The organism is Paenibacillus sp. MT124, assembly GCF_058792755.1.
The window spans coordinates 4,611,667-4,633,999 of sequence record NZ_CM179500.1; the positions used below are offsets into that span (position 1 = coordinate 4,611,667).

Annotated in this window: 20 protein-coding genes and 1 other RNA gene; 3 read left to right on the plus strand and 18 right to left on the minus strand. The window is 48.1% G+C overall.

What is annotated here, in order from left to right:
- Nucleotides 1-50 precede the first annotated feature (50 nt).
- Entirely contained in the window at nucleotides 51-545 is a 495-nt protein-coding gene (locus tag AC3RCI_RS20865; protein ID WP_286456585.1) for a hypothetical protein, read from the minus strand.
- A 295-nt stretch (nucleotides 546-840) separates the two neighbouring features.
- Entirely contained in the window at nucleotides 841-1,500 is a 660-nt protein-coding gene (locus AC3RCI_RS20870; protein WP_095289923.1) for a TerC family protein, read from the minus strand.
- Between the two features lie 104 nt (nucleotides 1,501-1,604).
- On the opposite strand from AC3RCI_RS20870, the gene AC3RCI_RS20875 reads away from it, so the two are divergent.
- A complete protein-coding gene (locus AC3RCI_RS20875) occupies nucleotides 1,605-2,303 on the plus strand; it encodes a TerC family protein (RefSeq protein ID WP_492526202.1) in 699 nt (232 codons plus the stop codon).
- A gap of 112 nt (nucleotides 2,304-2,415) precedes the next feature.
- Here AC3RCI_RS20875 and thiI read toward each other — a convergent pair whose 3' ends face one another.
- From thiI to AC3RCI_RS20905, 6 genes are all read right to left on the minus strand, one after another.
- Nucleotides 2,416-3,657: a tRNA uracil 4-sulfurtransferase ThiI gene (thiI, locus tag AC3RCI_RS20880; protein WP_336780558.1), complete on the minus strand. Its 1,242-nt coding sequence runs from the start codon at nucleotides 3,655-3,657 to the stop codon at nucleotides 2,416-2,418.
- A 6-nt stretch (nucleotides 3,658-3,663) separates the two neighbouring features.
- Entirely contained in the window at nucleotides 3,664-4,812 is a 1,149-nt protein-coding gene (locus AC3RCI_RS20885; protein WP_492526204.1) for a cysteine desulfurase family protein, read from the minus strand.
- A 161-nt stretch (nucleotides 4,813-4,973) separates the two neighbouring features.
- Nucleotides 4,974-5,729, minus strand: a complete 756-nt coding sequence (locus AC3RCI_RS20890; RefSeq protein ID WP_492471569.1) for a lytic transglycosylase domain-containing protein — start codon at nucleotides 5,727-5,729, stop codon at nucleotides 4,974-4,976.
- 229 nt (nucleotides 5,730-5,958) lie between these two features.
- Nucleotides 5,959-6,375: a hypothetical protein gene (locus AC3RCI_RS20895; protein WP_402876077.1), complete on the minus strand. Its 417-nt coding sequence runs from the start codon at nucleotides 6,373-6,375 to the stop codon at nucleotides 5,959-5,961.
- A gap of 35 nt (nucleotides 6,376-6,410) precedes the next feature.
- Entirely contained in the window at nucleotides 6,411-6,629 is a 219-nt protein-coding gene (locus AC3RCI_RS20900; protein ID WP_095289916.1) for a DUF1540 domain-containing protein, read from the minus strand.
- Nucleotides 6,630-6,795: 166 nt separating this feature from the next.
- Nucleotides 6,796-7,302: a YpuI family protein gene (locus AC3RCI_RS20905; RefSeq protein WP_095289915.1), complete on the minus strand. Its 507-nt coding sequence runs from the start codon at nucleotides 7,300-7,302 to the stop codon at nucleotides 6,796-6,798.
- A 287-nt stretch (nucleotides 7,303-7,589) separates the two neighbouring features.
- Between AC3RCI_RS20905 and AC3RCI_RS20910 the strand changes: the two genes are divergently transcribed.
- A complete protein-coding gene (locus tag AC3RCI_RS20910) occupies nucleotides 7,590-9,470 on the plus strand; it encodes a S8 family peptidase (RefSeq protein ID WP_336780555.1) in 1,881 nt (626 codons plus the stop codon).
- Nucleotides 9,471-9,584: 114 nt separating this feature from the next.
- Here AC3RCI_RS20910 and AC3RCI_RS20915 read toward each other — a convergent pair whose 3' ends face one another.
- Together AC3RCI_RS20915 and pdxR are read right to left on the minus strand one after the other, a co-directional pair.
- Nucleotides 9,585-9,842 carry a hypothetical protein gene (locus tag AC3RCI_RS20915; protein WP_127537761.1) on the minus strand — a complete coding sequence of 86 codons (258 nt, stop codon included), beginning with the start codon at nucleotides 9,840-9,842 and terminating at the stop codon, nucleotides 9,585-9,587.
- A gap of 85 nt (nucleotides 9,843-9,927) precedes the next feature.
- On the minus strand, nucleotides 9,928-11,448 hold the full coding sequence (gene pdxR, locus AC3RCI_RS20920) for a MocR-like pyridoxine biosynthesis transcription factor PdxR (RefSeq protein WP_492471454.1): 1,521 nt from the start codon (nucleotides 11,446-11,448) through the stop codon (nucleotides 9,928-9,930).
- Nucleotides 11,449-11,557: 109 nt separating this feature from the next.
- Between pdxR and AC3RCI_RS20925 the strand changes: the two genes are divergently transcribed.
- The gene (locus AC3RCI_RS20925) at nucleotides 11,558-12,787 is read left to right on the plus strand and encodes an aminotransferase-like domain-containing protein (protein WP_336780553.1); all 1,230 of its coding nucleotides are present in this window, start codon (nucleotides 11,558-11,560) and stop codon (nucleotides 12,785-12,787) included.
- A 174-nt stretch (nucleotides 12,788-12,961) separates the two neighbouring features.
- On the opposite strand, the gene rnpB is transcribed toward AC3RCI_RS20925, so the two are convergent.
- The 8 genes from rnpB to glyQ all read right to left on the minus strand — a co-directional run bounded on the left by rnpB (nucleotide 12,962) and on the right by glyQ (nucleotide 22,181).
- Nucleotides 12,962-13,370: RNase P RNA component class A (rnpB, locus tag AC3RCI_RS20930), an RNA gene on the minus strand.
- 81 nt (nucleotides 13,371-13,451) lie between these two features.
- Complete coding sequence (locus AC3RCI_RS20935; RefSeq protein ID WP_492526206.1) at nucleotides 13,452-14,567, minus strand: Nif3-like dinuclear metal center hexameric protein; 1,116 nt, start codon at nucleotides 14,565-14,567, stop codon at nucleotides 13,452-13,454.
- Nucleotides 14,543-15,301 (minus strand): tRNA (adenine(22)-N(1))-methyltransferase, encoded by a 759-nt coding sequence (locus AC3RCI_RS20940; RefSeq protein ID WP_492526208.1) that lies wholly within the window; start codon nucleotides 15,299-15,301, stop codon nucleotides 14,543-14,545. Before AC3RCI_RS20940 ends, AC3RCI_RS20935 begins: the two co-directional genes overlap by 25 nt.
- Nucleotides 15,302-15,484: 183 nt before the next feature.
- Nucleotides 15,485-16,624, minus strand: coding sequence for an RNA polymerase sigma factor RpoD (rpoD, locus tag AC3RCI_RS20945; RefSeq protein ID WP_095289908.1), 1,140 nt, complete (start codon nucleotides 16,622-16,624; stop codon nucleotides 15,485-15,487).
- A gap of 43 nt (nucleotides 16,625-16,667) precedes the next feature.
- Entirely contained in the window at nucleotides 16,668-18,488 is a 1,821-nt protein-coding gene (dnaG, locus tag AC3RCI_RS20950; protein ID WP_095289907.1) for a DNA primase, read from the minus strand.
- A 48-nt stretch (nucleotides 18,489-18,536) separates the two neighbouring features.
- Nucleotides 18,537-19,004: a YaiI/YqxD family protein gene (locus tag AC3RCI_RS20955; RefSeq protein ID WP_371859954.1), complete on the minus strand. Its 468-nt coding sequence runs from the start codon at nucleotides 19,002-19,004 to the stop codon at nucleotides 18,537-18,539.
- Between the two features lie 218 nt (nucleotides 19,005-19,222).
- The gene (gene glyS, locus AC3RCI_RS20960; protein ID WP_492526210.1) at nucleotides 19,223-21,301 is read right to left on the minus strand and encodes a glycine--tRNA ligase subunit beta; all 2,079 of its coding nucleotides are present in this window, start codon (nucleotides 21,299-21,301) and stop codon (nucleotides 19,223-19,225) included.
- Nucleotides 21,294-22,181 carry a glycine--tRNA ligase subunit alpha gene (glyQ, locus tag AC3RCI_RS20965; RefSeq protein WP_492526212.1) on the minus strand — a complete coding sequence of 296 codons (888 nt, stop codon included), beginning with the start codon at nucleotides 22,179-22,181 and terminating at the stop codon, nucleotides 21,294-21,296. The genes glyS and glyQ overlap by 8 nt, the downstream gene beginning before the upstream one ends.
- Nucleotides 22,182-22,333 lie beyond the last annotated feature (152 nt).

Genomic DNA, 22,333 nt, shown 5'->3' on the forward strand with positions numbered 1-22,333 from the left:
GATCATAGCTAAAAATCAAGATATTTCGCTTGGAGCAAGGTCGGGCAATGTTACCAGCCCTTCCTCCCGCGCCCGCGTCCAAGCAGCAACCAGACTCCGCCCAAAATCAAAAGGATCGCCAGCACATAAATAATTCCGGTATGAAGCAGGGTGAATCCGAATAAGACAATGGACAACGCACCGATGCCCCATGCTGCAGGCAGCACAAACTCGGGTTTATAGCGTTCAGCAAGTCCATACTCGAGTAAGCCGGCAGCAATCCCCAGCAAGAATGCCGGCCAGAGGCTGCTCATCAACCCTCCGCCCCATGTGTTCGTAATACCGAACAAGATACCATACACCGTTAATATCCCTGCGGGAACAAGTGACCACGTAGGAGTAACTCTTGCATAGTACAGGGCGTGTAGGGCAATTCCCGGCAGCAATAGAAGCAAAGGCCAGAAATGGCGTCCAATAAAGCCAAATACCCCAAGCTTGCCAAGCAAAATAATGATACCTGCTGCCACGATAAATATGCCGATCGCTCGTTCATTTCTCATCTTCATCTGCAATCACCTCTTATATCAATTAGGCTATGTAGGTTATAAGCTTCAACGAATTCGCCGTTTCATGATGACCAGCTTTTGTAGACCTGCCTCTAGTGTAGCCCATGTTTTTGCAAAAAACTATACTTGATGTCGCATTTCGTCGCTGCTCTTTTTATGTATTACCCTAAGAGTATGAATCCGTCGCTTGTTCCTCAATATTCACTACATGAGACGATTCAATTCAACAAAAAAACCGCCCTCGGCAGACGGTTGTCTCTTCACTCTATTTTTTCCGTGCATACCCAGAACAAAATTATGCATTTCGTCTGACAAACTTGTGGGCTCCTCCAACCGCTATGACCAGACCAGCCATCGCCACAGGTAGCAGCGTATGTGCTTCCGCTGTCAAGCTGCCAAGCCACTGACCCAGCTTCGGGTCACTCATCACCATTTCACCTGCCGTGAATGCCAGGATCCCGGAGCCCGCGAATACCAGAATCGGGAATCGTTTCAACAAACCGACAATTAAGCCGCTTCCCCACACCACAATGGGAATGCTGATGGCTATTCCGATGACGATAAGTGCCAAGTCTCCATCGGCTAATGCCGCTATGGCAAGCACATTGTCCAGACTCATTACAAAATCGGCAATCAAAATGGTCTGAACCGCTTTCCAGGTCGTAGAAGCTTCCCGAATATGTACTTCGTCTTCGTTTTGAAGCAGCAGCTTCACGGCAATCCAGAACAGTAATATCCCGCCCGCAGCCTGTATAAAAGGAATTCCTAGCATTAACACCGCTGCAAAAGTTAGCACACACCTTAGTACAACTGCACCAAAAGCCCCCCACCATACCGCTTGCTTACGCTGCTTCTCCGGCAAATCCTTACTCGCAAGCGCGATGACTACCGCATTATCTCCACTCAAAACCAGATTGATCATTAGAATTTCAGTCAACAGCCACAATGTATCCATGTTTCTCCTCCCCCCACTCTTACTTGTATGTCAAAGTTGTCCATGCTATTCTTAACGATTGAACAAGCTTTTTAGGTTCGGACATATAGAGGGAGTGACAGCATATGGAGCTTTTTAGCGCTGTTTTTTGGCTTGCTTTGGTGAAAATTGTATTTATTGATCTCATGCTGGCTGGCGATAACGCAATCGTTATCGGCCTTGCTGCACGTAATTTGCACCCTTCAGTGCAGAAAAAAGCGATTCTCTACGGGACAGCGGGTGCGCTAGTGATTCGGATTGTAGCCACAGTGGTTGTACTCTGGCTGCTTAAGGTGCCTTGGCTGCTGCTTGTAGGTGGCGTTTTGCTGATCTGGATTGCTTATAAACTATTGGCTGACCAAGGTGAAGAACATAGTGATATTAAGGCAGGCAGCTCCTTATGGGTTGCCGTTCGCACCATCGTCATTGCAGATGCTGCCATGGGACTGGACAATGTCATTGCAGTGGCTGGCGCGGCTGAACAGCATCTGGTACTCGTTATCATCGGATTGTTGATCAGTGTACCGATCATCGTATGGGGAAGCACCCTGTTCATCAAGTTAATCAATCACTTCCCATGGATTATATATCTGGGGGCCATTGTACTCGGTTATACCGCATCCCACATGATTACAGAGGAACACCGGCTTGTGCCGTTTTTCACCGAGCATCCTGCCCTTCGCATTCTGTTTATCGTGCTGGTCGTTGCAGGCGTGGTATTCGCAGGATACCGCAAACGCTCCAGCAGTAGACAAGGTGGAGAGCACCAGCGATCCTATTCGTAAAATAAAGATACACAAAAAAAGGACCAGCCGATTTGCCATCGGCCGGTCCTTTTTTTCCATCTCAGGCAACATAGTCCTTATTATGTCATTCTACCAGTTCAAGGGAATAGAATCAGAACCAGTCTTCCTTGATTTCATTCCCCGTATTTTCACTCGTTGCAGGAGCTGCTTCCCCAGCATGCAGAACGATGGTTTCCGTCCGAGCGACAGCTTCATCTATCCATTCCGGCAGATGGCTCATTGTTGCTTCAATTTTGTCCACAATGCGAAGATTCGGATTCGTTGTAGGTGATTTGGGCACGAACAGCGTGCAGCAATCCTCGTAAGGCAGAATCGATATATCATATGTTCCAATCTGTTTGGACAATGTAATAATTTCCTGCTTGTCCATCATGACGAGAGGACGCAAAAGCGGTAGTTCTGTTGCACGTCCGATGACATTCATACTTGGCAGCGTCTGGCTTGCAACTTGACCAAGGCTATCCCCGGTAATTAATGCAAGCGCCCGCTCACGTTCAGCGAGCTTGGTCGCAATTCGCAGCATGGAACGGCGCATCAGGGTGATGATCAGATTATCCTGACCCAGCTGGGTGAATGCCGTTTGGATCTCCGTAAAAGGAACCAGGTGCAGTTTGATGGTACCGGCATGATCAGCCAAGGCACGAGCCAGATCGATCACCTTTTCCTTGGCACGCTGGCTGGTGAACGGATAACTGTAAAAGTGTACACATTCCACTTCCAGTCCACGCCTCATGGAGGCCCATGCCGCTACAGGACTATCAATTCCTCCCGACAGCAGCGCCATCGCTTTGCCGTTGGTACCCAGAGGGAACCCGCCGACAGCGGGAATCACTTCATTGAAGATATAGGTCCCCTGATCTCGAATCTCCACTCGCAGTTCAATGTCCGGATGACGTACATCCACACGAAGCTGTTGGAACTTTCTTAATATCGGGGAACCCACCATGTGGTTCATTTCATGTGAAGAATGAGGATACTCTTTCCACACCCGGCGGGTATTCACTTTGAACGTCGTACCTTCCTTGAACTCGTTTTCTCTCTCATCCATGAAAGCTACAGCCGTTTCCACGATATCCTCAAGCACAGAAGGAGTTACTTTAACCGGACTGATGGACATTACCCCAAAAACCCGTTTGAGTACGGCAATCAGTTCGGTATGGGAATGCCCCCCGAGATCCACATACAATCGACCAAATTCCTTGCGCAAGCTTGCGCCTGGATATGGCTTGAGCAGGGCCCTTACCTGAGTAATAATGGTTTTTTCGAAACGTGAACGATTTTTGCCTTTCAGCATAAACTCTCCAAAACGGAGAAGCAGCATATCATATTTCATTTGACTTTACATCCGCCTTTCCAACGGGCGCAGCTGCGCCACCATCTGATGCAGCGCTTGTTCCAGCAAGGCCACATCCTCTTCTGTATGTTCGTAACCTAGACTAATCCGCAAACCTCCTGATGCGCTCGCGGCATCTCTTCCTATCGCAAGAAGGACTCTGCTGGGCTCCGCAGAGCGGGAGGAGCATGCTGATTGTGTAGAAACAATGATCCCAAGCTGCTCCAGCGTATGGAGCGCAACTTCAGCCTTCATCCCCGGATAGGAAAAGTGAATAATATGGGGAGCTCCATCCTGTCGGCTGTTCAGATGAAGTTCAGGAATGGTTTCAATAGTTTCCATAATCCGATCTCTCAGCACTGTGGCACGTTCAGCAAACTCCAGCTGCCGTTCTGCCGCAAGACGCATCGCTTTTGCCATACCTACAAGCAAGGGAACATTCTCTGTTCCTGCTCTCATGCCCTGCTCCTGCGAACCACCAGACAGCAATGGGGTAAGTTCCACTCCACTTCGTACATATAGGAGTCCCGCTCCTTTCGGACCACGGATTTTGTGAGCAGATAAACTGTACAGATCAGCTCCCCACGAAGCGGGCTTTGCTTCCAGTTTGCCAAACCCCTGTACCCCATCCACGTGAAAAAGCACGCGCGGTGCAGCACTTTTCAAACGGCTGCCTATCTCTGCAACGGGATGGATGATCCCTGTTTCATTGTTTACATGCATCAGGCTGACAAGAACTGTGTCCGGTCTTAATGCATCCATCACCTGCTGAGTGCTTACACGGCCATCCGAATCCACGGGCAGCCAGGTTACTTCCCAGCCCCACTGCTGCAGCTGCAAAAAACTCTCATATACGGAAGCATGTTCGGTAGCCGTCGTAATCAGATGTTTTCCCCGTGTCTGATACCTAAGTGCCGCTCCTTTTATGGCGAGGTTGTTACTCTCCGTTGCCCCTGAAGTGAACACGATCTCTTCGGGCTTAACACCAAGTGCTGCTGCGCACCCGGAGCGTGCACGCCTCAACAGTTGATCCGCTCGTTCTCCGTACCCATGAATGGATGACGGATTGCCAAAATGTGCCTCCATAATTTCAGCCATCGTTCGAACTACGTCTGAATCAGGAGGAGTTGTTGCTGCATAATCAAAATATTTCAAATGAGGTCAGACCTCCTTCAGATGTTCTCTAATCCTACAGTGAGCATTGTAACACGATCCCGTCCCAACACAAAAAGACCAATCAGGAACAGGCTGGCTTCCCAGGCATGCTCCCGAATTGATCTCCTCCTGAACTCGCTGTAAAACAATGATCTTTGACGCTATACCGTATATTTTGACTGTGCTTTTTCCACTTTGGAAATATACGCCTGTGTCTCCGCAGGCAACTGGTTAAGTACACTCATCAGCTCACTGTCGTTTGACACACCCAAACGGGAAACGCGCCCTGGACCAGCATTATAAGCGGCGAGCGCCATCTTCACCTCGCCACCAAAACGCTGAAGCTGAAGGGAGAGATATTTGGTTCCGGCATCAATGCTCTGAGCAGGATCAAAGGCATTCGTTACACCGAGACCAGCTGCAGTCCCATCCATTAATTGCATTAATCCCTTGGCACCTGCGGATGATACTACGTTCGGATTGAATCCGGATTCCGTGTCAATGACAGCCTTGATTAGAGATTCAGGTACTCCATACTTGGCACTTGCCGCTGCAATCAGAGATTCAAAATCGGTTGGAACGGATCCCTTGGCATCAGCATTTACAGTACTGGTATGTGTAGACAAAGATACATTCTCACTGCTGCTGGAAGAATTCACACTTGCATCCGTAGTATACAAACTGCCCAGTTGTAACCACAACAAGCCGTCACTGGATCTTTTGGAGATGCCCATTGACGTTGAAGAAGATGAATCGCTGCTGTTCGAAGCATTTGTACTCGAACTCAACAGCCCGTCCATCATATCGGCGAAGTCTGACGATGAACCCACAGTTTCACCTGATACATTCGTTTGATTGGCAACATTGGACAATTGAAGTTCCAGTAACTGCCGTGACCCGTTTGGATCAATCTGCATCTGTTTTCCCACTCCCGTATAAATAAACGTATATTATGCCTATATTCTACATCGTTTTACAAAAATCTGCCATGATTTTCAGAAAAATAAACCCATTTATTCTTCTGTTTGCGTAAACGCGAAAAACCTTCACCCATAACCCGGATTTACGGGAAGGGAGAAGGTTAAGATATGCCCTATTCAGTTCAAAATTGCTGGCTAAAAACATGTATTTTTCGTCAACAAGAGTTTAACGGGCAAATGGAATCATGAAGAAATAACTGATCGTAGCGAGTGCTCCCAGTCCAATGGACCAAGCTCCGGCCGTTTTACGCCCGTTTACATAAGCGTAATAACCAAGCACGGCTGCAGCCGGACCAAGTACGATAGACCACATAAATAAGGACGCAATCCCGCAAGCAAGTCCAATATAACCAGAGACCTTACCGGTTGACTCCATAACGCGGTCAGCTTCATGCTTTTCCGGGGCTGCTGCTGCCGGTTCAGCGCGTTCTGTACGTACAGAAGCCGGAGGTGCAACCTCTGCACCATACTCCTCGCGATGTTCACGTCGCGGATAATCCACACGCTCACGTTTTTTTACATTGGCGGGAGTGGCAGTTTTGGAACGATGAAATGGATAATCCTCTTTATTATCATTCTTCACTTCAAAGCACCTCCATAATAATTAGGGATGACTGCTCATTTGGGTTTGAATGTGTGACAGCATGTTGCCGAAGAAGTACGCGCATGATCCTGATGATCCGAATCAAACGTCTCTCCAGCAAATTCTTCATGCAAACGACGGGTAGCGTGTTGGTCGATGTCAATCATGATGGCATCGGCGTGACAGAAATTGTTTTCTCCCCAGAAATGACAGTTGGACACACTGCATTTGACAATTGGCTTGTCTTGGCTCATATATTTATCACCTCGACATCTATTGTCTCCCCAGTGTAAATCGGCTATTCTCTGGCGAGATGTCAGATGATGACATGAATTTAGCCACTCTTTTCTTGTCTGAGAACGCCAAAAAAACCGCCATTACTGGCGGTTTCATCCATTTTATAAAGTGGGTACAGCTAAACTATGCGTGATTGCGTTGATTCTGCATCCGGCGCTGGGTCAAATAGTCACTTTCATAAAAGGCCAGATCATCGCGCAGTTCTTCATACGTTTTGGAAACTTCAAGAATAACATCGCGTACTGCACGAACCGGCTTGTCACGGAAGCGAATGGCATCCTGGCCTGTGTACGCATATCTTCCGTCTTCGGAATAGCATTCATTTTTGGGATAGAAAAAGCTGTTTACGCATTGATGATAGGTATTATAGAGAGCCTTTTCGGCAAAATCGACATCAAAATTGGCACGACGCAGCACAACGCCAAGTTTTTCGTAAGAAACTTCAGAAAAAACAAGCAAATGACGGAGATCCGAAAGAAATCCTTTGTAGAAGGTTGTCGATTCCTCAGTCTGGTTCTGATCCAGTTCAGGCAAGGCATTTTCATTCAAAAATTGTTCGATCCGATCGATAGCAGGTTTTAACTTTTCCCTAGTTGACTCACAAGTTTTCTGTACATTGGCTGCTGACATAAAGGTAGCTCCCCCTTAAATAAGTCCTTACATATAGGTCGGCCACGGTGGTTGTCCCCTGACCTTGAATTCTCAGCTACTATCCTACCATAAAAAGATGACGAGCGGTATCCCTTAATCATCCTTTACATATCCGCCACGATCCTTACCCATTAAGCGAAGTCAGCTCCGTTTTAACCTGCATAAAAATAACCGCTTTTCCTAACGATAGAACTATGCCAAGGACAACGATGAATACAGGAAACTCATGACTGCTGTCCAAAATACAAGAGGAGGTTATATTCCCCATGTCCAGACCTAAATGGATAAACTGGGCCATTGCCGCCGGTGCAGGAGCGCTTGCACTGACCCTGCTGCTTCCGACATCCAACCGTCCTGCACCTGAGCCGAGTGCCATGCCCGATGCTCCTCATGAGGAACATGCAAATAAACAGCGTTTAAAAGTCCAGGATGTGAAAGCGACAGATTTACTGACACGTATGGATGCCAAGCAGCATCTCCGCTTAATGCTTGAGAAGAGCGCCACTATGAATGAAGCCGAGTTCGGTCGGTACGTTCAGGATTTACAGCGTACACACGATCATATTCGTTCCATTGATGTGCTGGATAGCAAGGGAACCGTCAAAAAACATTTTGCTAAAGAATCTGGTCAAGGAAGCAAAGTGGAGCAGCAAAAACTGGAACACTCCCTTAACCTTGCGAAAAAAGCGGTAATGAAACGCCAAAGCTTCGAATCTTCCTCATTTCCTCTAGGCAAAGAAAAATATTTCGTAATGGGCCTGCCCTCCAAGGATGGGAACAAAGCGGTTGTTGCACTCTTTAGCCAAAGTGTCTTGAATGCGGTGGAGCAACACCAGCGCAAAAATCTTCGCATGATTCCTTACCCGCGTGAGGGCAAATTCAAAATCGAATCCGTACACCCAGATACCCTTAACGAAGTCACGGTAAAAACAGGTCATGATAATGCCAATGCCAGCCATTTTTATGAAAATGAAATCGTTATTCGTTTCCGACAGGAGCCGGGTGAACGGGATATGCGGATCATCAAATCCGATTTGCGTACCCAATCTGCGCGTAAGCTGGGATACACTTATGTTTTTCGTTCAGAACACATGAACTACGAGCAGCTGCATTCCTATTTTGAACGCAAATGGAATCCGCTGTATATGGAACCCCACTACATGTATTTAACCAATGAAGCAGCACCTGAACAAACCGATACGGATGTAACGATTCCCAACGATGTTCTGTTCACGGATTACCAATGGAATCTCCCCGCTATTGAAACCAATCGGGGCTGGAATATTACAAAAGGGAAAGAAGACGTTATTGTTGCCGTAGTGGATACCGGAGTGGACCTCAATCATCCGGATCTGAAAGGCAAGCTGCTGGAGGGTTATAACGTCGTTGATCCGAAGAGCAAGCCACTTGACGATGTGGGCCATGGTACACATGTAGCCGGAATCATTGGCGCTATTGTCAATAACAGCGAAGGCGTGGCGGGGATGAGTTGGTATAACAAGGTTCTTCCCGTGAAGGTACTGGACAATTCAGGTTCAGGAACCACGTATGCCGTGGCCGAAGGCATCATTTGGGCTGCGGACCACGGTGCCAAGGTCATCAACATGAGTCTGGGCAATTATGCAGATGCCCAATTCCTCCATGATGCCATCAAGTATGCCTTCGATCGCGATATTGTCCTGATTGCTGCAACCGGGAATGATAACACTGAACGGCCTGGATATCCTGCCGCTTATCCCGAGGTGTTCGCAGTTTCGGCTACCGATCCAGATATGAATAAGGCTTCGTATTCCAACTACGGCGATTATGTGGATGTAATGGCACCTGGCAGCAGCATCGCTAGCACGTATCCCAACAATCAATATGCCGCCCTATCCGGAACGTCAATGGCCAGCCCCCATGTCGCTGCACTTGCTGGATTAATTCGTTCGTTGAATCCGGATCTGACCAATACGGAGGTCATGGACCTGATGCGTCAGAGTGTCATCGACCTTGGTGACCCCGGTCACGACAAGTATTATGGTTATGGTCAGGTCGATGTCTACAAGGCCCTTCAGTCCGCTTCAAGCAATAGTGCACCCTTACAGTTTTGGCCACAACATGTGAGGCAGCAGATGGATAATACGATGAAAAAATATACGAAGTAGCCTTTTGTGGATTGAAACTCAATTTGCTTCGTGTACAAAAATAAAAGCAGCTGCGCCCCGGGGCGTATGCTGCTTTTTGAGCTGTTCTCTATTTCCCCGGGGCACCCGCTGCGACTAGCGTTTGCGGGACGATGTGCGGGCTTTGCCGGATTTTTTCACGGATTTTTTCTTGCTGTTATAGCTGGATACATAGCAAGGATCTTCTTCTTTGACAACGACAGGATACAAATGGTGATGAACTGGCACACAGTGCGTTTTTTTGATGACTTCGATCGGGTGGATGACAGGTACGATCTGCGGAACGTAGTAATCCTCAACAACCTGGATCGGGTCACATACAATCGGGCAAAGCGGTGGACAGTAATGGTTCATTTAAAACCAACTCCCTTTCAAGTGATACTATAACGTATTGCACTAGGACGAAAGTGGATTGGATGTATGTCCTTGTTCCAAAAAATTAAATGAGCGGGAGCCTGTCCGCTGCTGTTCCCCCCTGCGTAGGCATGACCCTCTGAATAACAGCGCACAACACACGAAGCCCTTCACACAACCCTTTCAGATTCGTTACGGTAAAGCAGATTCGCAGACTTGCCGTATCCGTCTCACCTACATAACAAGCAGATCCCGGCAAAAAAGAAACTCCTGCAGCCAGAGACTGACGGTGGAGCTCCCGCATATCCAGACCATCTGGCAGCTGAAGCCACAGGTTTAACCCACCTTCAGGCAAGACCCAGTACATACCAGGCACACGGTACTCCTCCAGAACATCGGATGCTGCCTGTAGTCTCGCGTACAGCTCTTCGCGTAATCGAACGATATAGGAGCTATACTGATGCTGAATGAAGGATTGAATTGCCTTTTGTGTAAGTAAAGGACTGCCCAGATCTGCCGTGGATTTGGCTGCAACCAAACGGGTCAGCACACTCCCTTCAGCGATGGCGCAGGCTACGCGGCAACCTGGAGACAGCACCTTGCTGAAGCTTTTGATATAAACGACATGGCCTGTAGCATCCATCGATTTAATGGACGCAGGAGGAGAATCGCGGAAATACAGATCAGCGAATGGATCATCCTCCAAAATGAGACAGTGATAACTCTGAGCCAGATTCAACAACTGGGCCCGTCTTTTGGCACTCATCGTTACACCTGTCGGATTGTGGTATGTAGGGATGGTATAGATCAACTTTGGCGGGTACGTGTCGCAGAGGCGTGTCAACAGATCAATACGCATGCCTTCACCGTCCATTGGCACGGTAATGATTTTGGCTCCCCTGCTCGTAAATACATCAATTGCGCCCGTATATGTAGGAGCCTCCATATAGACCACATCTCCTGGCCCAACGAAGGTGCGGGCAACTAAGTCGATCCCCTGCTGTGTCCCACTTGTAATTAGCATTCGCTCTGGGGCGACTTGCAGGCCCCTTTCGGCAAAATGGCCTGCAAAGGTTTGGCGAAGTTCCCGGTCCCCCTGAAAAGAGCCATACGCTGCCATGCGTTCAGGGTGGTCGGAGGACAGCCTGTAGGCACTATTAATAATTTCAGTCGTTGGCAGCAGCTCGGGCTGGATGGCTGACATATGCAGTTCATACTGAACCTGAGGAGACGCATCAAAATGCCGCCAAAGCTGCGCACGCGGCAAATAATCCACAAGTGCCATCTGCCAGTTCCACGGGGTATTATTATCGTGATTTCGCTCGGCTTGCTGTTTTTTATCTGTATCCACCGTTTGATCCATCTCCTGGGCCCCGCGTACATAGCATCCTTTTCCCTGTGAACAGGTTATCAGTTGAATGGCCTCAAGTTCAGCATACGCCTTAGACACGGTAACGAGACTTACTCCCAGGTCCGCGGTCATTTTACGTACAGACGGCAGTCGTGTTCCAGGCTCAATCAATCCTGAACGGATCCGATCTGCGAGTGTAAGCGCGATCTGAATATACAATTTGGTACTGCTTCCCCGTTTCAATTCAATGTGCATCTGCCCGCTCCCCCAACTGTTATCATCCACATTTTACTGTTATATCGCATTCCGGCTATTATAGTTTATAATATCAGTATAACAGTGAATAACAGGAGATGAGAACACGATGAGTATCCCTTGGTCCAAAATGGCTTTAAACACCCCGTCCTCTGTCGTTCGCGACATGCTTCAGGCTGCACAGGCGCCTGGAATGATATCCCTTGCCGGAGGTTTGCCAGCACAGTCATCATTCCCGGTTGAGGCTATACGTGACGCATATCAACAGGTGTTTATGAGCGGTGCAGCTGCCCTTCAATATGCAGAAACGGAAGGCTACAGACCGCTGCGCGCCAAAATTGCCGAGCGTCTGGAATCCAAGGGCATTCCCGCTTCCCCCGATCATATGCTCCTGACTACAGGATCACAGCAATCCATAGATCTGGTGTGCCGTATTCTGCTTGATCCAGGTGACCGCGTACTGGTTGAATCACCAACCTACCTGGCTGCTCTTCAAGTTATCCATTCTTATCAGGCCGAATCCCATGGAGTAGCCTGTGATGAAGAAGGCATGCTCCCTGAATCCCTTGAAGAACAGTTAAAACAGCATCAGCCGAAACTGGTATACATTAATCCAACGTTCTCCAACCCTTCAGGCAAAGTGTGGAGTCGCACCAGAAGACAGCAGGCCGTTGACCTATGTCGCAAATACGGAGTGCTCATTCTGGAGGATGATCCCTATGGCGAAATCCGTTTCAATCCGGAACAACTGGATGCGCCTTCGCTCGTCGAACTGGATGCAGCGTCCTACGATGGACCATCCAACGTCATCTATACGAGCACATTCTCCAAAACCGTAGCTCCAGGACTTCGTACGGGTTGGATTCTTGCTTCAGCAGATATTGTTAAGATCGCTGCACGAGCGAAACAGGGAGCCGATCTGCATTCCAGCAGCATCGACCAGCGAGCTCTTCATGCCTTACTCGAAACGTTTGATCTTGATGGGCATATTCGCAGCATTTCCAAGGACTACGCCAAACGAATGAATACCATGACTTCCCTCATGAAAAAGAAAGCTTGGGAAGGAATCACTTGGAATTCTCCGCAGGGCGGCATGTTCCTGTGGCTCGAACTGCCTGAAGCGATGGCAGCCAGCAATTTGTTTACTTACGGTATTCAGGAAAAAGTGTGCATTGTACCTGGTGATTCCTTCTATGCCGGAACTCCTGAACTGAACCGGATGCGTATCAACTTCACGCATACAGACCCTGAGCAGCTTCCTGAAGCCGTTGAACGTATGGACCGAGCTATTCAGCGCTGGCATGCTGCTGTACAATCTGATACGGCGGTTACACTGTAATAAACTGTCATTAACTGTATTATGACTAGTATCCACTCAGAGCTTAATGCGTAAAAAAAATAAGGCGGCAGATCCGAGAATATCGGGTTCTGTCGCCTTATTGATGTTTAAATTTTTTTAGAAGAAAAGTACAATTAAATGTGAGTAAATCGTTTCAATACATGTTGTTGCAGTTTGGAAAGCTTACCGTAAGCCGGGTTCTGTGCTCTTCGTGGTTCAAACGGGAACTACCCTCCCACCACAAGCGACAATCATCTATCTAGGCCATACATTGCTGCACAGCTCAAGCGACCAACCTAGACACACCTCGGGCTAAGGCTGCCTCCTCCGAAGAGTCGGCTGTGTCCCATTAGGTCTTGCTCCAGATGGGGTTTACCAGGAACGAAGTCACCAGCGTTCCTCGGGGTCTCTTACACCTCGGTTCCATCCTTGCCTGTACCGGAAAATCCGGCCATCGGCGGTCCATTTCTGTGGCACTATCCTTCAACTCGCGCTGACTGGACGTTATCCAGCATCCTGCCCTGTGGAGCCCGGACTTTCCTCTCGTGGCAACAAGGCCACCAGCGATTGTCTGTCAAGCTTTCCGAACAACATTACATAGTATACAGGCATTTGAGTTTACAAACAAGCTTAATATTACTGGAAACGGGTGATCCCGACATAACTACATAAACTGGAATACTTCCGTATTGACCTCCGAAGCCGTCACTTGGGTCTCATACCGCTTGTCTGTCAATCGTGAACGCAGCCAGTCCGCTGTTTTGGACTTCATGATCTTCTCGGCATTATGCCCAGCATCTATGATGCACATGCCAGCCATCAGCGCATCATGAGCGGTGTGATAATCAATATCTCCCGTTACGATGACATCGGCCCCTTTGAAATGAGCAGTCAGGGTATAACGGCTTCCCGAACCGCCGAGAACTGCTGCTTTTTTGATCTGCCGGTTCAGATCCCCTACTACACGAACGTATGGCACGTTTAATTGGGCCTTTACGACCTCTACCAGCTCACCCAGTGTCTTTGGTTCCTTGAGGGGTCCCAGACGCCCCAGACCGAGTGTACGGCCTTTTAAATCCATTGCATACAGGTCATAAGCCACTTCTTCATAGGGGTGAGCCTTCAGCATGGCCTGCACAACTTTGCTCCGCAGACTCTGCGGTACAATGGTCTCAATACGCATCTCTTCCACTCGCTCCAGCTGGCCCTGTTCACCGATAAAAGGCTGTGTTCCCTCTCCTGGTACAAAGGTTCCTGTTCCTTCGGTATTGAAGCTGCATTTGCTGTATTGGCCAATACTTCCGGCTCCAGCTTCCAGAATGGCCTGAAGCACCTGTTCATGATGCGTGCGCGGGACGAATACAGCCAGCTTGTACAGATGGTCTGTATGTACATCTTCCAGTGACTCCTTACTCTCAATGCCAATCGCTTCAGCCATCCAATCATTCATGCCGCCTTCGGCCACGTCCAGATTCGTGTGACTGATATATACGGCAATATCATGCTTGATCAGCTTCTCATACAATTTCCCCATCGGTGTATCCGTATTGAACGATTTTACCGGCCGGAAAATAATAGCATGGTGTGCAATGATGAGATTGGCACCAATTCGAATAGCTTCTTCAACAACTTCATCCGTAACATCAAGAGCAATCAGAACGTGATTTATCTCTTTTTGCAGACTGCCCAGCTGCAGTCCGATCCGGTCATCGGGTACAGCCAGATGTTTGGGAGCCAGCTGCTCCATCAATTGAATTACCGTTTGACCTTTGGCAAACATTCGAGCACCTCCTTCAGGCTTGCAATCAGACGTTCCACCTCAGCAGCCTTTTCACGGGAAGAGTTCTGGTCCGACTTTGAGATGGACTGCACAACACCCCTAAGCTTAACGATCTCACTTTCCCATTTCGCAAAAAATATGTCTGTGGGTCTGTCCACCAGATATGGACCCATACGCAGCAATAGATCTTGTGTAAGAACGACTCCACCTTCAAGCGGACGGGCGAGGTACACTTCCTCATTCGCAATTGGACTGGATGCCTGCGGCATGGCTGTAATAATCTCATAGATCTTTCCATCTTCCTCAAGCAATCGCTCCGCCACAACCACCCATTGATGATCCAGCAGCCAGCGTCTGAGGATATCCTCACCCACATTAGGTTGAAGGATAAGCATCTTCACTTCTTCCAGTTTGGAAAGGCCGCGGTCCAGTATGGAAGCAATTAATGCTCCACCCATTCCTGCAATCGTAATGACATCTACCTCGCCTGCAGAGACGACTTCAAGCCCGTCTCCACGACGAACGGTAATTTGCTCCTGCAGCCCTGCATCACTTACCTGTTTGCACGCGGCCTCGTAGGGTCCTGGGTTAACTTCTCCGGCCACAGCACTTGCAGCCTTCCCACTGCGAACAGCAGCCACGGGCAGCAGTGCATGATCTGAGCCTATATCGGCTATACGGCTGCCCTCGGGAATTTGATCATGTATTTGTTGTAATCGATTCGAAAGTTTCATGAAGCACCTGCACATTCATTTAATTTATTGATTTGCATTGGACAACGAAAAGCGATAAAATGAAATCCAATCAAACATTTCAAGGATTAATTACCAAAACCAAGCAATTAAGACATTCCATTTAAAAATAAAGGAGACCTCGCCGCCGCCTAAGCGGCTTGCGAAAAGTCTCCCGTAGTTCTGTTATTCGAGGAAATCCTTAAGCCGTTTGCTGCGGCTTGGGTGGCGCAGTTTACGAAGAGCCTTAGCTTCGATCTGACGAATACGCTCACGCGTAACTCCAAAGACCTTGCCCACTTCTTCCAGCGTTCTCGTCCGTCCGTCGTCCAGACCAAAACGAAGGCGAAGTACATTCTCTTCACGCTCTGTCAGCGTATCCAGTACGTCTTCAAGCTGTTCTTTCAGCAATTCATAGGCAGCAGCATCTGCTGGAGCCAAAGCCTCCTGATCCTCGATAAAATCGCCCAGATGGGAATCATCCTCTTCACCAATCGGTGTTTCGAGGGAAACCGGTTCCTGTGCAATCTTCGTGATCTCACGCACTTTCTCCACACTCAGATCCATTTCAGCTGCAATTTCTTCTGGCGTTGGTTCGCGTCCAAGTTCTTGCAACAACTGACGGGATACCCGGATCAGTTTATTTATCGTTTCGACCATGTGCACCGGAATACGAATGGTACGTGCCTGATCGGCTATCGCACGTGTGATGGCTTGACGAATCCACCAAGTCGCATAGGTACTGAACTTATACCCTTTTTTGTGGTCAAACTTCTCTACGGCCTTGATCAGACCCATGTTTCCTTCCTGAATCAGGTCAAGGAACAGCATGCCGCGTCCCACATACCGCTTGGCGATACTGACAACGAGCCTGAGGTTGGCTTCTGCCAGTCGGCGCTTCGCTTCTTCATCCCCGTTTTCAATCCGTTTGGCGAGCTCCACTTCATCATCCGCAGACAACAAAGGTACACGACCAATTTCCTTCAGATACATCCGGACTGGGTCATTGATTTTGATTCCCGGAGGCAAGCTCAGATCATCATCAAAGTGGAACTCATCGTCTCCCTCTCTGCTGTTGTTTTCTGAGTCATCATTAGGACGAAGCGTAACCTCTTCATCATTTTCGTTTACCACGTCGATACCCAGGTCACTTAATTGTTCGTAAAACTCATCCATTTGCTCAGCATCCTGCTCAAACGGGGAGAGTTTCTCAATAATTTCCTTGTAGTTCAATGAAGCTCTTTTTTTGCCTGATTCAATCAGTTGATCCTTAACCTGATCCAGCGTCAATTCTGTTTCTAGTTCAGTATGCTGATCATTCGCCATAACTCGACTCCCTCCTCCCTAGAAACATCCAACACACGGACATTTACTGTCTCTCTAGGGCAATCATTTCAATTGCGATTTGTGCCGCGCGTACAAAATCACCTGCACGCTCTGCAGCAATCATTTCTTCCTTTTTTAGATCGTACTCTTTTTTGCGCGGATATTTCAGCACTTCCCTGATACAATCATCGAGTATCTGAACGTTCCATTCACCCGGGCCATCCATCATTGAGATTGAGCTGACGGTTTTCTCCAATCGATCATCATGCAATGAGGACATAAAACGGCTTGTATCCGGCGATTTGCCTTGCGCATAATAGGCATATAGATAAGCAGCAATAGCTGCATGATCATCCAAGTTAAAAGCTTCACCAAGATGCTCATTCACATACTGTGCAGCCTCATCATCCTGAAGCATCCAGGCAAGCAATTTGCGCTCAGCAGCATGGTAAGCCGGCAACAGATTGGGTGTAGGCACCTGCCTATTTTGTTGCCTACCATTATTCCACCTTTTCGGGTTATTATCCCCATACTGCTCGTTATTTTTCATGGACTGGCGCTCTTCATTACACTCCTGCTTCAGTGTCTCAAATGATACATCCACTTCAGCAGCCAGTTCACGCAAATACACTTCGCGTTCCGTAGGGGAAGATAAAGGCGCGATTAGCTTTACCGCTTCCTTGGAATAGGCGATCAGACCGCCGCCTTCTAGCAGTATATGGTTTTTTTTAAGGTTTATAAGCTTAAATTTTGTTGTGGTCACAGCACCGTCTACAATCTGGTTGCGAAACCGTTCACCACCGTACTTCCGAATAAAATCATCCGGATCAAGTCCTTCGGGTATAAGAGCCACCTTAACCTGCAGCCCGGCTTCTTCCAGAATGGGGAAGTTCTTAAGTGCAGCGGCCTGCCCTGCTCGGTCACCGTCATAACAGATAATGACTTCGTCGCACATGCCCTTGAGCATAAGCGCCTGGTTCTCAGTCAGCGCTGTGCCCATGGCCGCTACTCCGTTCTGGATCTCTTGATCCCAAGCGGAGATCACGTCGCCGTAACCTTCAAACAAAATAGCTTGTCTTTGTTTGCGAATTGCATTTTTGGCCTGATGCAGATTGTAGAGAACTCGGCTTTTGTTGAATAACCGGGTTTCCGGTGAATTTAGGTACTTCGGCTGCCCGTCTCCCAAAATGCGGCCTGCAAATGCAATCGGTTTGCCGCTTCTGCCATTAATCGGGAACATAACCCTGTCTCGGAAGCGGTCCACATAGCCCTGACCTTCACTCCGCTGCGACAGAAGACCGCCCTTTTCCATCTCTTCAAGTGGAAAGTTGCGCTTCTCCAGAAATTGCACCAACGTGTCCCAACGATTCGGCGCATAACCAATCTGGAACTGGTCAATCAGCTTGTCGCTAAAGCCCCGCGAGCGTAAATACTCCATGGCTGCTTTTCCATGCTCTGTATTTTTCAATAAGAAATGATACAGCTTTGCAGTTAGCTCATACGCCTCCAGCAGACGTTCGGTCTCCGGATTTACATGAGCGGATTCACGCCCTTGCCAGTCCCCCATCGAGATGTGACTTTCTTCCGCCATCGTCTTGACAGCCTCGGGAAAGGATAACCCTTCGATTTCCATCCTGAATTTGATGGCATTTCCACCCGTGCCGCAACCGTAGCAGTAGAAAATTTGTTTCTCTGGTGTAACTGTAAACGAAGGCGTCTTCTCGGAATGAAAAGGGCAGAGGCCTTTCATGTATTTCCCCTGCTTGGTCAGATGCACAAATCGGCTCACCGTATCGACAATATCATGCTGCTGTAACACCGATTCAATAATGCTTTCGGGTATACCGCCTTGTCCGGTACTCATCTCTGGCCACCTTCATCTCTTTCAGCACGTAAATATAATTCGCTAAACTTACACATTCTCCTGCAAATCTTTCAAAAGTTTTGTCAGTTTATGTTGAAAAATTTCCCGATCCTGCTCTGTGAAAGGCTTTGGACCCTTCCCATAATGCCCTCTTTTCCGTGCTTTGGCAGCAGTATGCCGGGAATCGAGCATAAAATCAATGTCACGATCATTAAATTCGCGACCACGAAATGATAAAACATAACAACGTTTGCCAAGCGCGAGTGCTGCCAGTCCGTAATCCTGTGTAATGACGATATCACAGGGCTTGATATGATTGGCGATGTACAGATCCGCGCTTTGATCACTGCGGTCCACCTGCACGGTACGCACCCCTTCTCCTCCCTGAAGCAAATGATCAAAGGAAGATACTAACAATACGGGGATATCAAAACGGCGGGCCGTTTCTGCAATCTCAGCTTTCACCGGACAAGCATCTCCGTCCACAACAATCTGGCGTACATTCAACTCACTCAACCTCAGGATCACCCGGCCTCATAAAATAGCTGCATATTGTTATATACGACTTCCGCCAGCGAAATTCCTTCTGACCAGTCAAGGTAAATCAAAGGCTAAAATACGGAACGGCTGTTAAAAATAAAATTTCACAACCTGTTCCGTATATTTATACCCTCATATATCCTTCTTTAATACTGAATTTGAAGTGTATGCTCTAACCCGTCTGTGCCGGGATATTATACTAACACCAATTTGGAGAAATCGGCAAATCCTTTCAAGTCACGATCGATAGCTGCGAGCAAAGCCAAGCGATTGGCACGGACTGCTTCATCTTCGGCCATAACCATTACGGAATCGAAGAATGATGTTATGGCTTCCTTCCAAGCTGATGCAATCGCCAGCGCTTCCGCTGCATCGTGCTGCGACAAGGCTTTGCGATATTCCTCATTGGTTCTGTTCCAAGCTTCATGCAGCTGCTTCTCTCCCTCTTCGGTAAACAGTTCAGGATGAACAGAAGCATTCGACGCTTTGGCAGCAAGGTTACCCACCCGGTTGAAAGATTCCACTGTTGTTTTGAACGCATCACCGGTTTGAACAGCGGCCATCAAGGCCTCGCCTTTTGGAACAATGGCACTAATATCATCGAATCCGGCAGAAATCACGGCATCAACTACATCATAACGAACGGTTTCGGACAACAGTTTCTTCACACGAAGACCGAAGAAGTCCTGCAAATCTTTACGAACCTCTTCATCTGCTCGTTTCAAAAGGTTCATCTGAGCATGTACCTGAAGCGCAACCCCGAACACATCCGAGAGAGTCAGTGGAAGCTGATGATCCAGCAAGATTTGTACAATACCCGCGGCCTGACGACGAAGTGCATATGGATCCTGGGATCCAGTCGGGATGATATTGATGGAGAAACAGCCCACGATGGTATCCATTTTATCTGCAGCACTAACAATCGCACCTACGAGTGAAGCAGGAGATTGGTCTCCGGCAAAGCGCGGCTGATAGTGTTCAAATACTGCTTTGGCCACTTCTTCCTTCTCGCCTGCCTTGCGAGCGTAATCCTCACCCATGACACCTTGCAATTCAGGGAATTCACCAACCATCAGTGTAACCAGGTCAAACTTGCAGATATCTGCAGAGCGGCTCACCGATTCAGCAACGTCAGCAGAAACCTGCAGCTTGGATGCGAGACCGTCCGCAATTTTGCGAATACGGCGTACCTTGTCACCAACGGTACCCAGTTCCTCCTGAAAGACAATGCTCTCCAGTTTGGACAATGCGTCCTTAATCTCGAGCTTCTGGTCTTCTTCGTAGAAGAACTTGGCGTCGGACAGGCGGGCACGCAGTACTTTTTCGTTACCTTTGGCGATGACATCAAGTGAATCACTGCCTCCGTTACGAACGGTTACAAAGTAAGGCAGCAATTGTCCTGCACTATCCAGCACTGGGAAGTAACGCTGATGCTCACGCATCGAAGTAATCAATACTTCCTGAGGGATATTGAGGAATGAAGGATCGAACGTTCCGAACAATACGGTTGGCGTTTCCACCAAAAACAGTACTTCCTCCAGCAAATCTTCCTTGATGGCAATATCCCAATTTTTCTCAGCAGCCAGTGCCTGAATCTGGGAAACAATCATTTGCTCCCGTTCCTTGATATCTGCAATAACATGTTCGGAACGCAGCAATTCAACGTAAGAAGCAGGGTTAGTAATCACGGTCTCCTTACCAAGGAAACGATGTCCCCGAGTTACATTCCCGGATTTCACACCTGCAACTTCAATATCAATAACCTCACTACCAAGCAGAGCGACAATCCAGCGAATCGGGCGGACAAATTTAAAATCATATGAAGCCCAGCGCATGAATTTAGGGAATGTCATGGCGTGCAGAATCGACAGCAATCCTTCACCGATTACAGTTGAAGTCTCTACACCTTTGCTGCTCTTGGTTGCATAGATGTACTCGACTCCGGCGAGTTCCTTAAACGTAAACTGATCCGGATCAACACCTTGACTGCGTGCAAATCCGAGTGCTGCTTTGCTCCAGTTGCCGCTCTCGTCAAGTGCAATTTTACGGGAAGGACCTTTTACTTCTTCTTCTACATCCTCTTGCTTCTCGGCAACATTCTGAATCATGACAGCCAAGCGACGTGGTGTAGCATAAGCGTTTACCTCACCATGTGTTATGCGGGACGCATCCAGCCATTTCACAATACGATCCTGCAGCTGTTCTATCGCCGCGCGCAAGAAACGTGCAGGTACTTCTTCCAGACCAATTTCAAACAACAGATCCTTAGACATGCTCTGCTCCCCCTTTCTTGATCAGCGGGAAGCCAAGCTTCTCGCGCTCTTCCACATATGTTGCAGCCACTTGGCGTGCCAGATTCCGGACACGCGTAATGTAACCGGTACGCTCTGTAACACTGATTGCTCCACGAGCATCCAGCAGGTTAAACGTATGGGAACATTTCAGCACATAGTCATATGCGGGAAATACCAGATGCTGTGCCATAGCCTTATTGGCTTCTTCTTCATGCATGTTGAAGAGGGTAAATAGCATCTTTACATCAGATACATCAAACGTATATTTGGAGTGTTCAAACTCAGGCTGCAGGAATACATCACCATAGGTGATTCCCTCTACCCATTCCAGATCAAACACATTTTCTTTTTCCTGAATGTAAGAAGCTAGGCGCTCCATACCATACGTAATTTCGACAGCTACCGGGTTCGTCTCAATTCCACCGACTTGCTGGAAGTATGTAAACTGTGTAATTTCCATACCATCGAGCCATACTTCCCATCCCAGGCCTGCGCAACCAAGAGAAGGATTCTCCCAGTTGTCTTCAACAAAACGGATATCATGTTTAAGTGGGTCAATCCCCAAACAATTGAGACTTTCCAGGTAAATTTCCTGAATGTTGTCTGGTGAAGGCTTAATAATGACTTGAAATTGATGGTGCTGATACAGACGGTTCGGGTTTTCTCCGTAACGTCCGTCGGAAGGACGACGGGAAGGCTCTACATAAGCTACTTTCCAAGGCTCTGGTCCAAGTGAACGCAAAAAGGTCATCGGGTTCATGGTACCTGCTCCTTTTTCCGTATCATATGGCTGGACAATAATACAGTTGTGCTCGGCCCAGAATTGTTGCAGCGTGAGAATCATCTGCTGAAAATTCATAATCATGCTCCTTTTCAATAAGTTTATTGGCAAGCTGAAAATACTTCCGATTTGCACAAGGCGTCGATCGAAGCCCGACGTAGAACGGACAAAACGCGTTTTGCGAGAGATTCCCGGAATGTATCCACCAGCCTTGCCGGAAATAATTCCAC

Bases quoted from the DNA above. Each gene is read 5' to 3' on its own strand.
- AC3RCI_RS20900 (WP_095289916.1), bottom strand. From the start codon at position 6,629: ATGAGCCAAGACAAGCCAATTGTCAAATGCAGTGTGTCCAACTGTCAT.
- AC3RCI_RS20910 (WP_336780555.1), top strand. From the start codon at position 7,590: ATGTCCAGACCTAAATGGATAAACTGGGCCATTGCCGCCGGTGCAGGA.
- AC3RCI_RS20935 (WP_492526206.1), bottom strand. From the start codon at position 14,567: ATGTTTGCCAAAGGTCAAACGGTAATTCAATTGATGGAGCAGCTGGCT.
- AC3RCI_RS20890 (WP_492471569.1), bottom strand. From the start codon at position 5,729: ATGCAGATTGATCCAAACGGGTCACGGCAGTTACTGGAACTTCAATTG.
- pdxR (WP_492471454.1), bottom strand. From the start codon at position 11,448: ATGCACATTGAATTGAAACGGGGAAGCAGTACCAAATTGTATATTCAG.
- glyQ (WP_492526212.1), bottom strand. From the start codon at position 22,181: ATGAATTTTCAGCAGATGATTCTCACGCTGCAACAATTCTGGGCCGAG.
- AC3RCI_RS20905 (WP_095289915.1), bottom strand. From the start codon at position 7,302: ATGTCAGCAGCCAATGTACAGAAAACTTGTGAGTCAACTAGGGAAAAG.
- glyS (WP_492526210.1), bottom strand. From the start codon at position 21,301: ATGTCTAAGGATCTGTTGTTTGAAATTGGTCTGGAAGAAGTACCTGCA.
- rpoD (WP_095289908.1), bottom strand. From the start codon at position 16,624: ATGGCGAATGATCAGCATACTGAACTAGAAACAGAATTGACGCTGGAT.
- dnaG (WP_095289907.1), bottom strand. From the start codon at position 18,488: ATGAGTACCGGACAAGGCGGTATACCCGAAAGCATTATTGAATCGGTG.
- AC3RCI_RS20865 (WP_286456585.1), bottom strand. From the start codon at position 545: ATGAAGATGAGAAATGAACGAGCGATCGGCATATTTATCGTGGCAGCA.
- AC3RCI_RS20940 (WP_492526208.1), bottom strand. From the start codon at position 15,301: ATGAAACTTTCGAATCGATTACAACAAATACATGATCAAATTCCCGAG.
- AC3RCI_RS20875 (WP_492526202.1), top strand. From the start codon at position 1,605: ATGGAGCTTTTTAGCGCTGTTTTTTGGCTTGCTTTGGTGAAAATTGTA.
- AC3RCI_RS20925 (WP_336780553.1), top strand. From the start codon at position 11,558: ATGAGTATCCCTTGGTCCAAAATGGCTTTAAACACCCCGTCCTCTGTC.
- AC3RCI_RS20915 (WP_127537761.1), bottom strand. From the start codon at position 9,842: ATGAACCATTACTGTCCACCGCTTTGCCCGATTGTATGTGACCCGATC.
- AC3RCI_RS20870 (WP_095289923.1), bottom strand. From the start codon at position 1,500: ATGGATACATTGTGGCTGTTGACTGAAATTCTAATGATCAATCTGGTT.
- thiI (WP_336780558.1), bottom strand. From the start codon at position 3,657: ATGAAATATGATATGCTGCTTCTCCGTTTTGGAGAGTTTATGCTGAAA.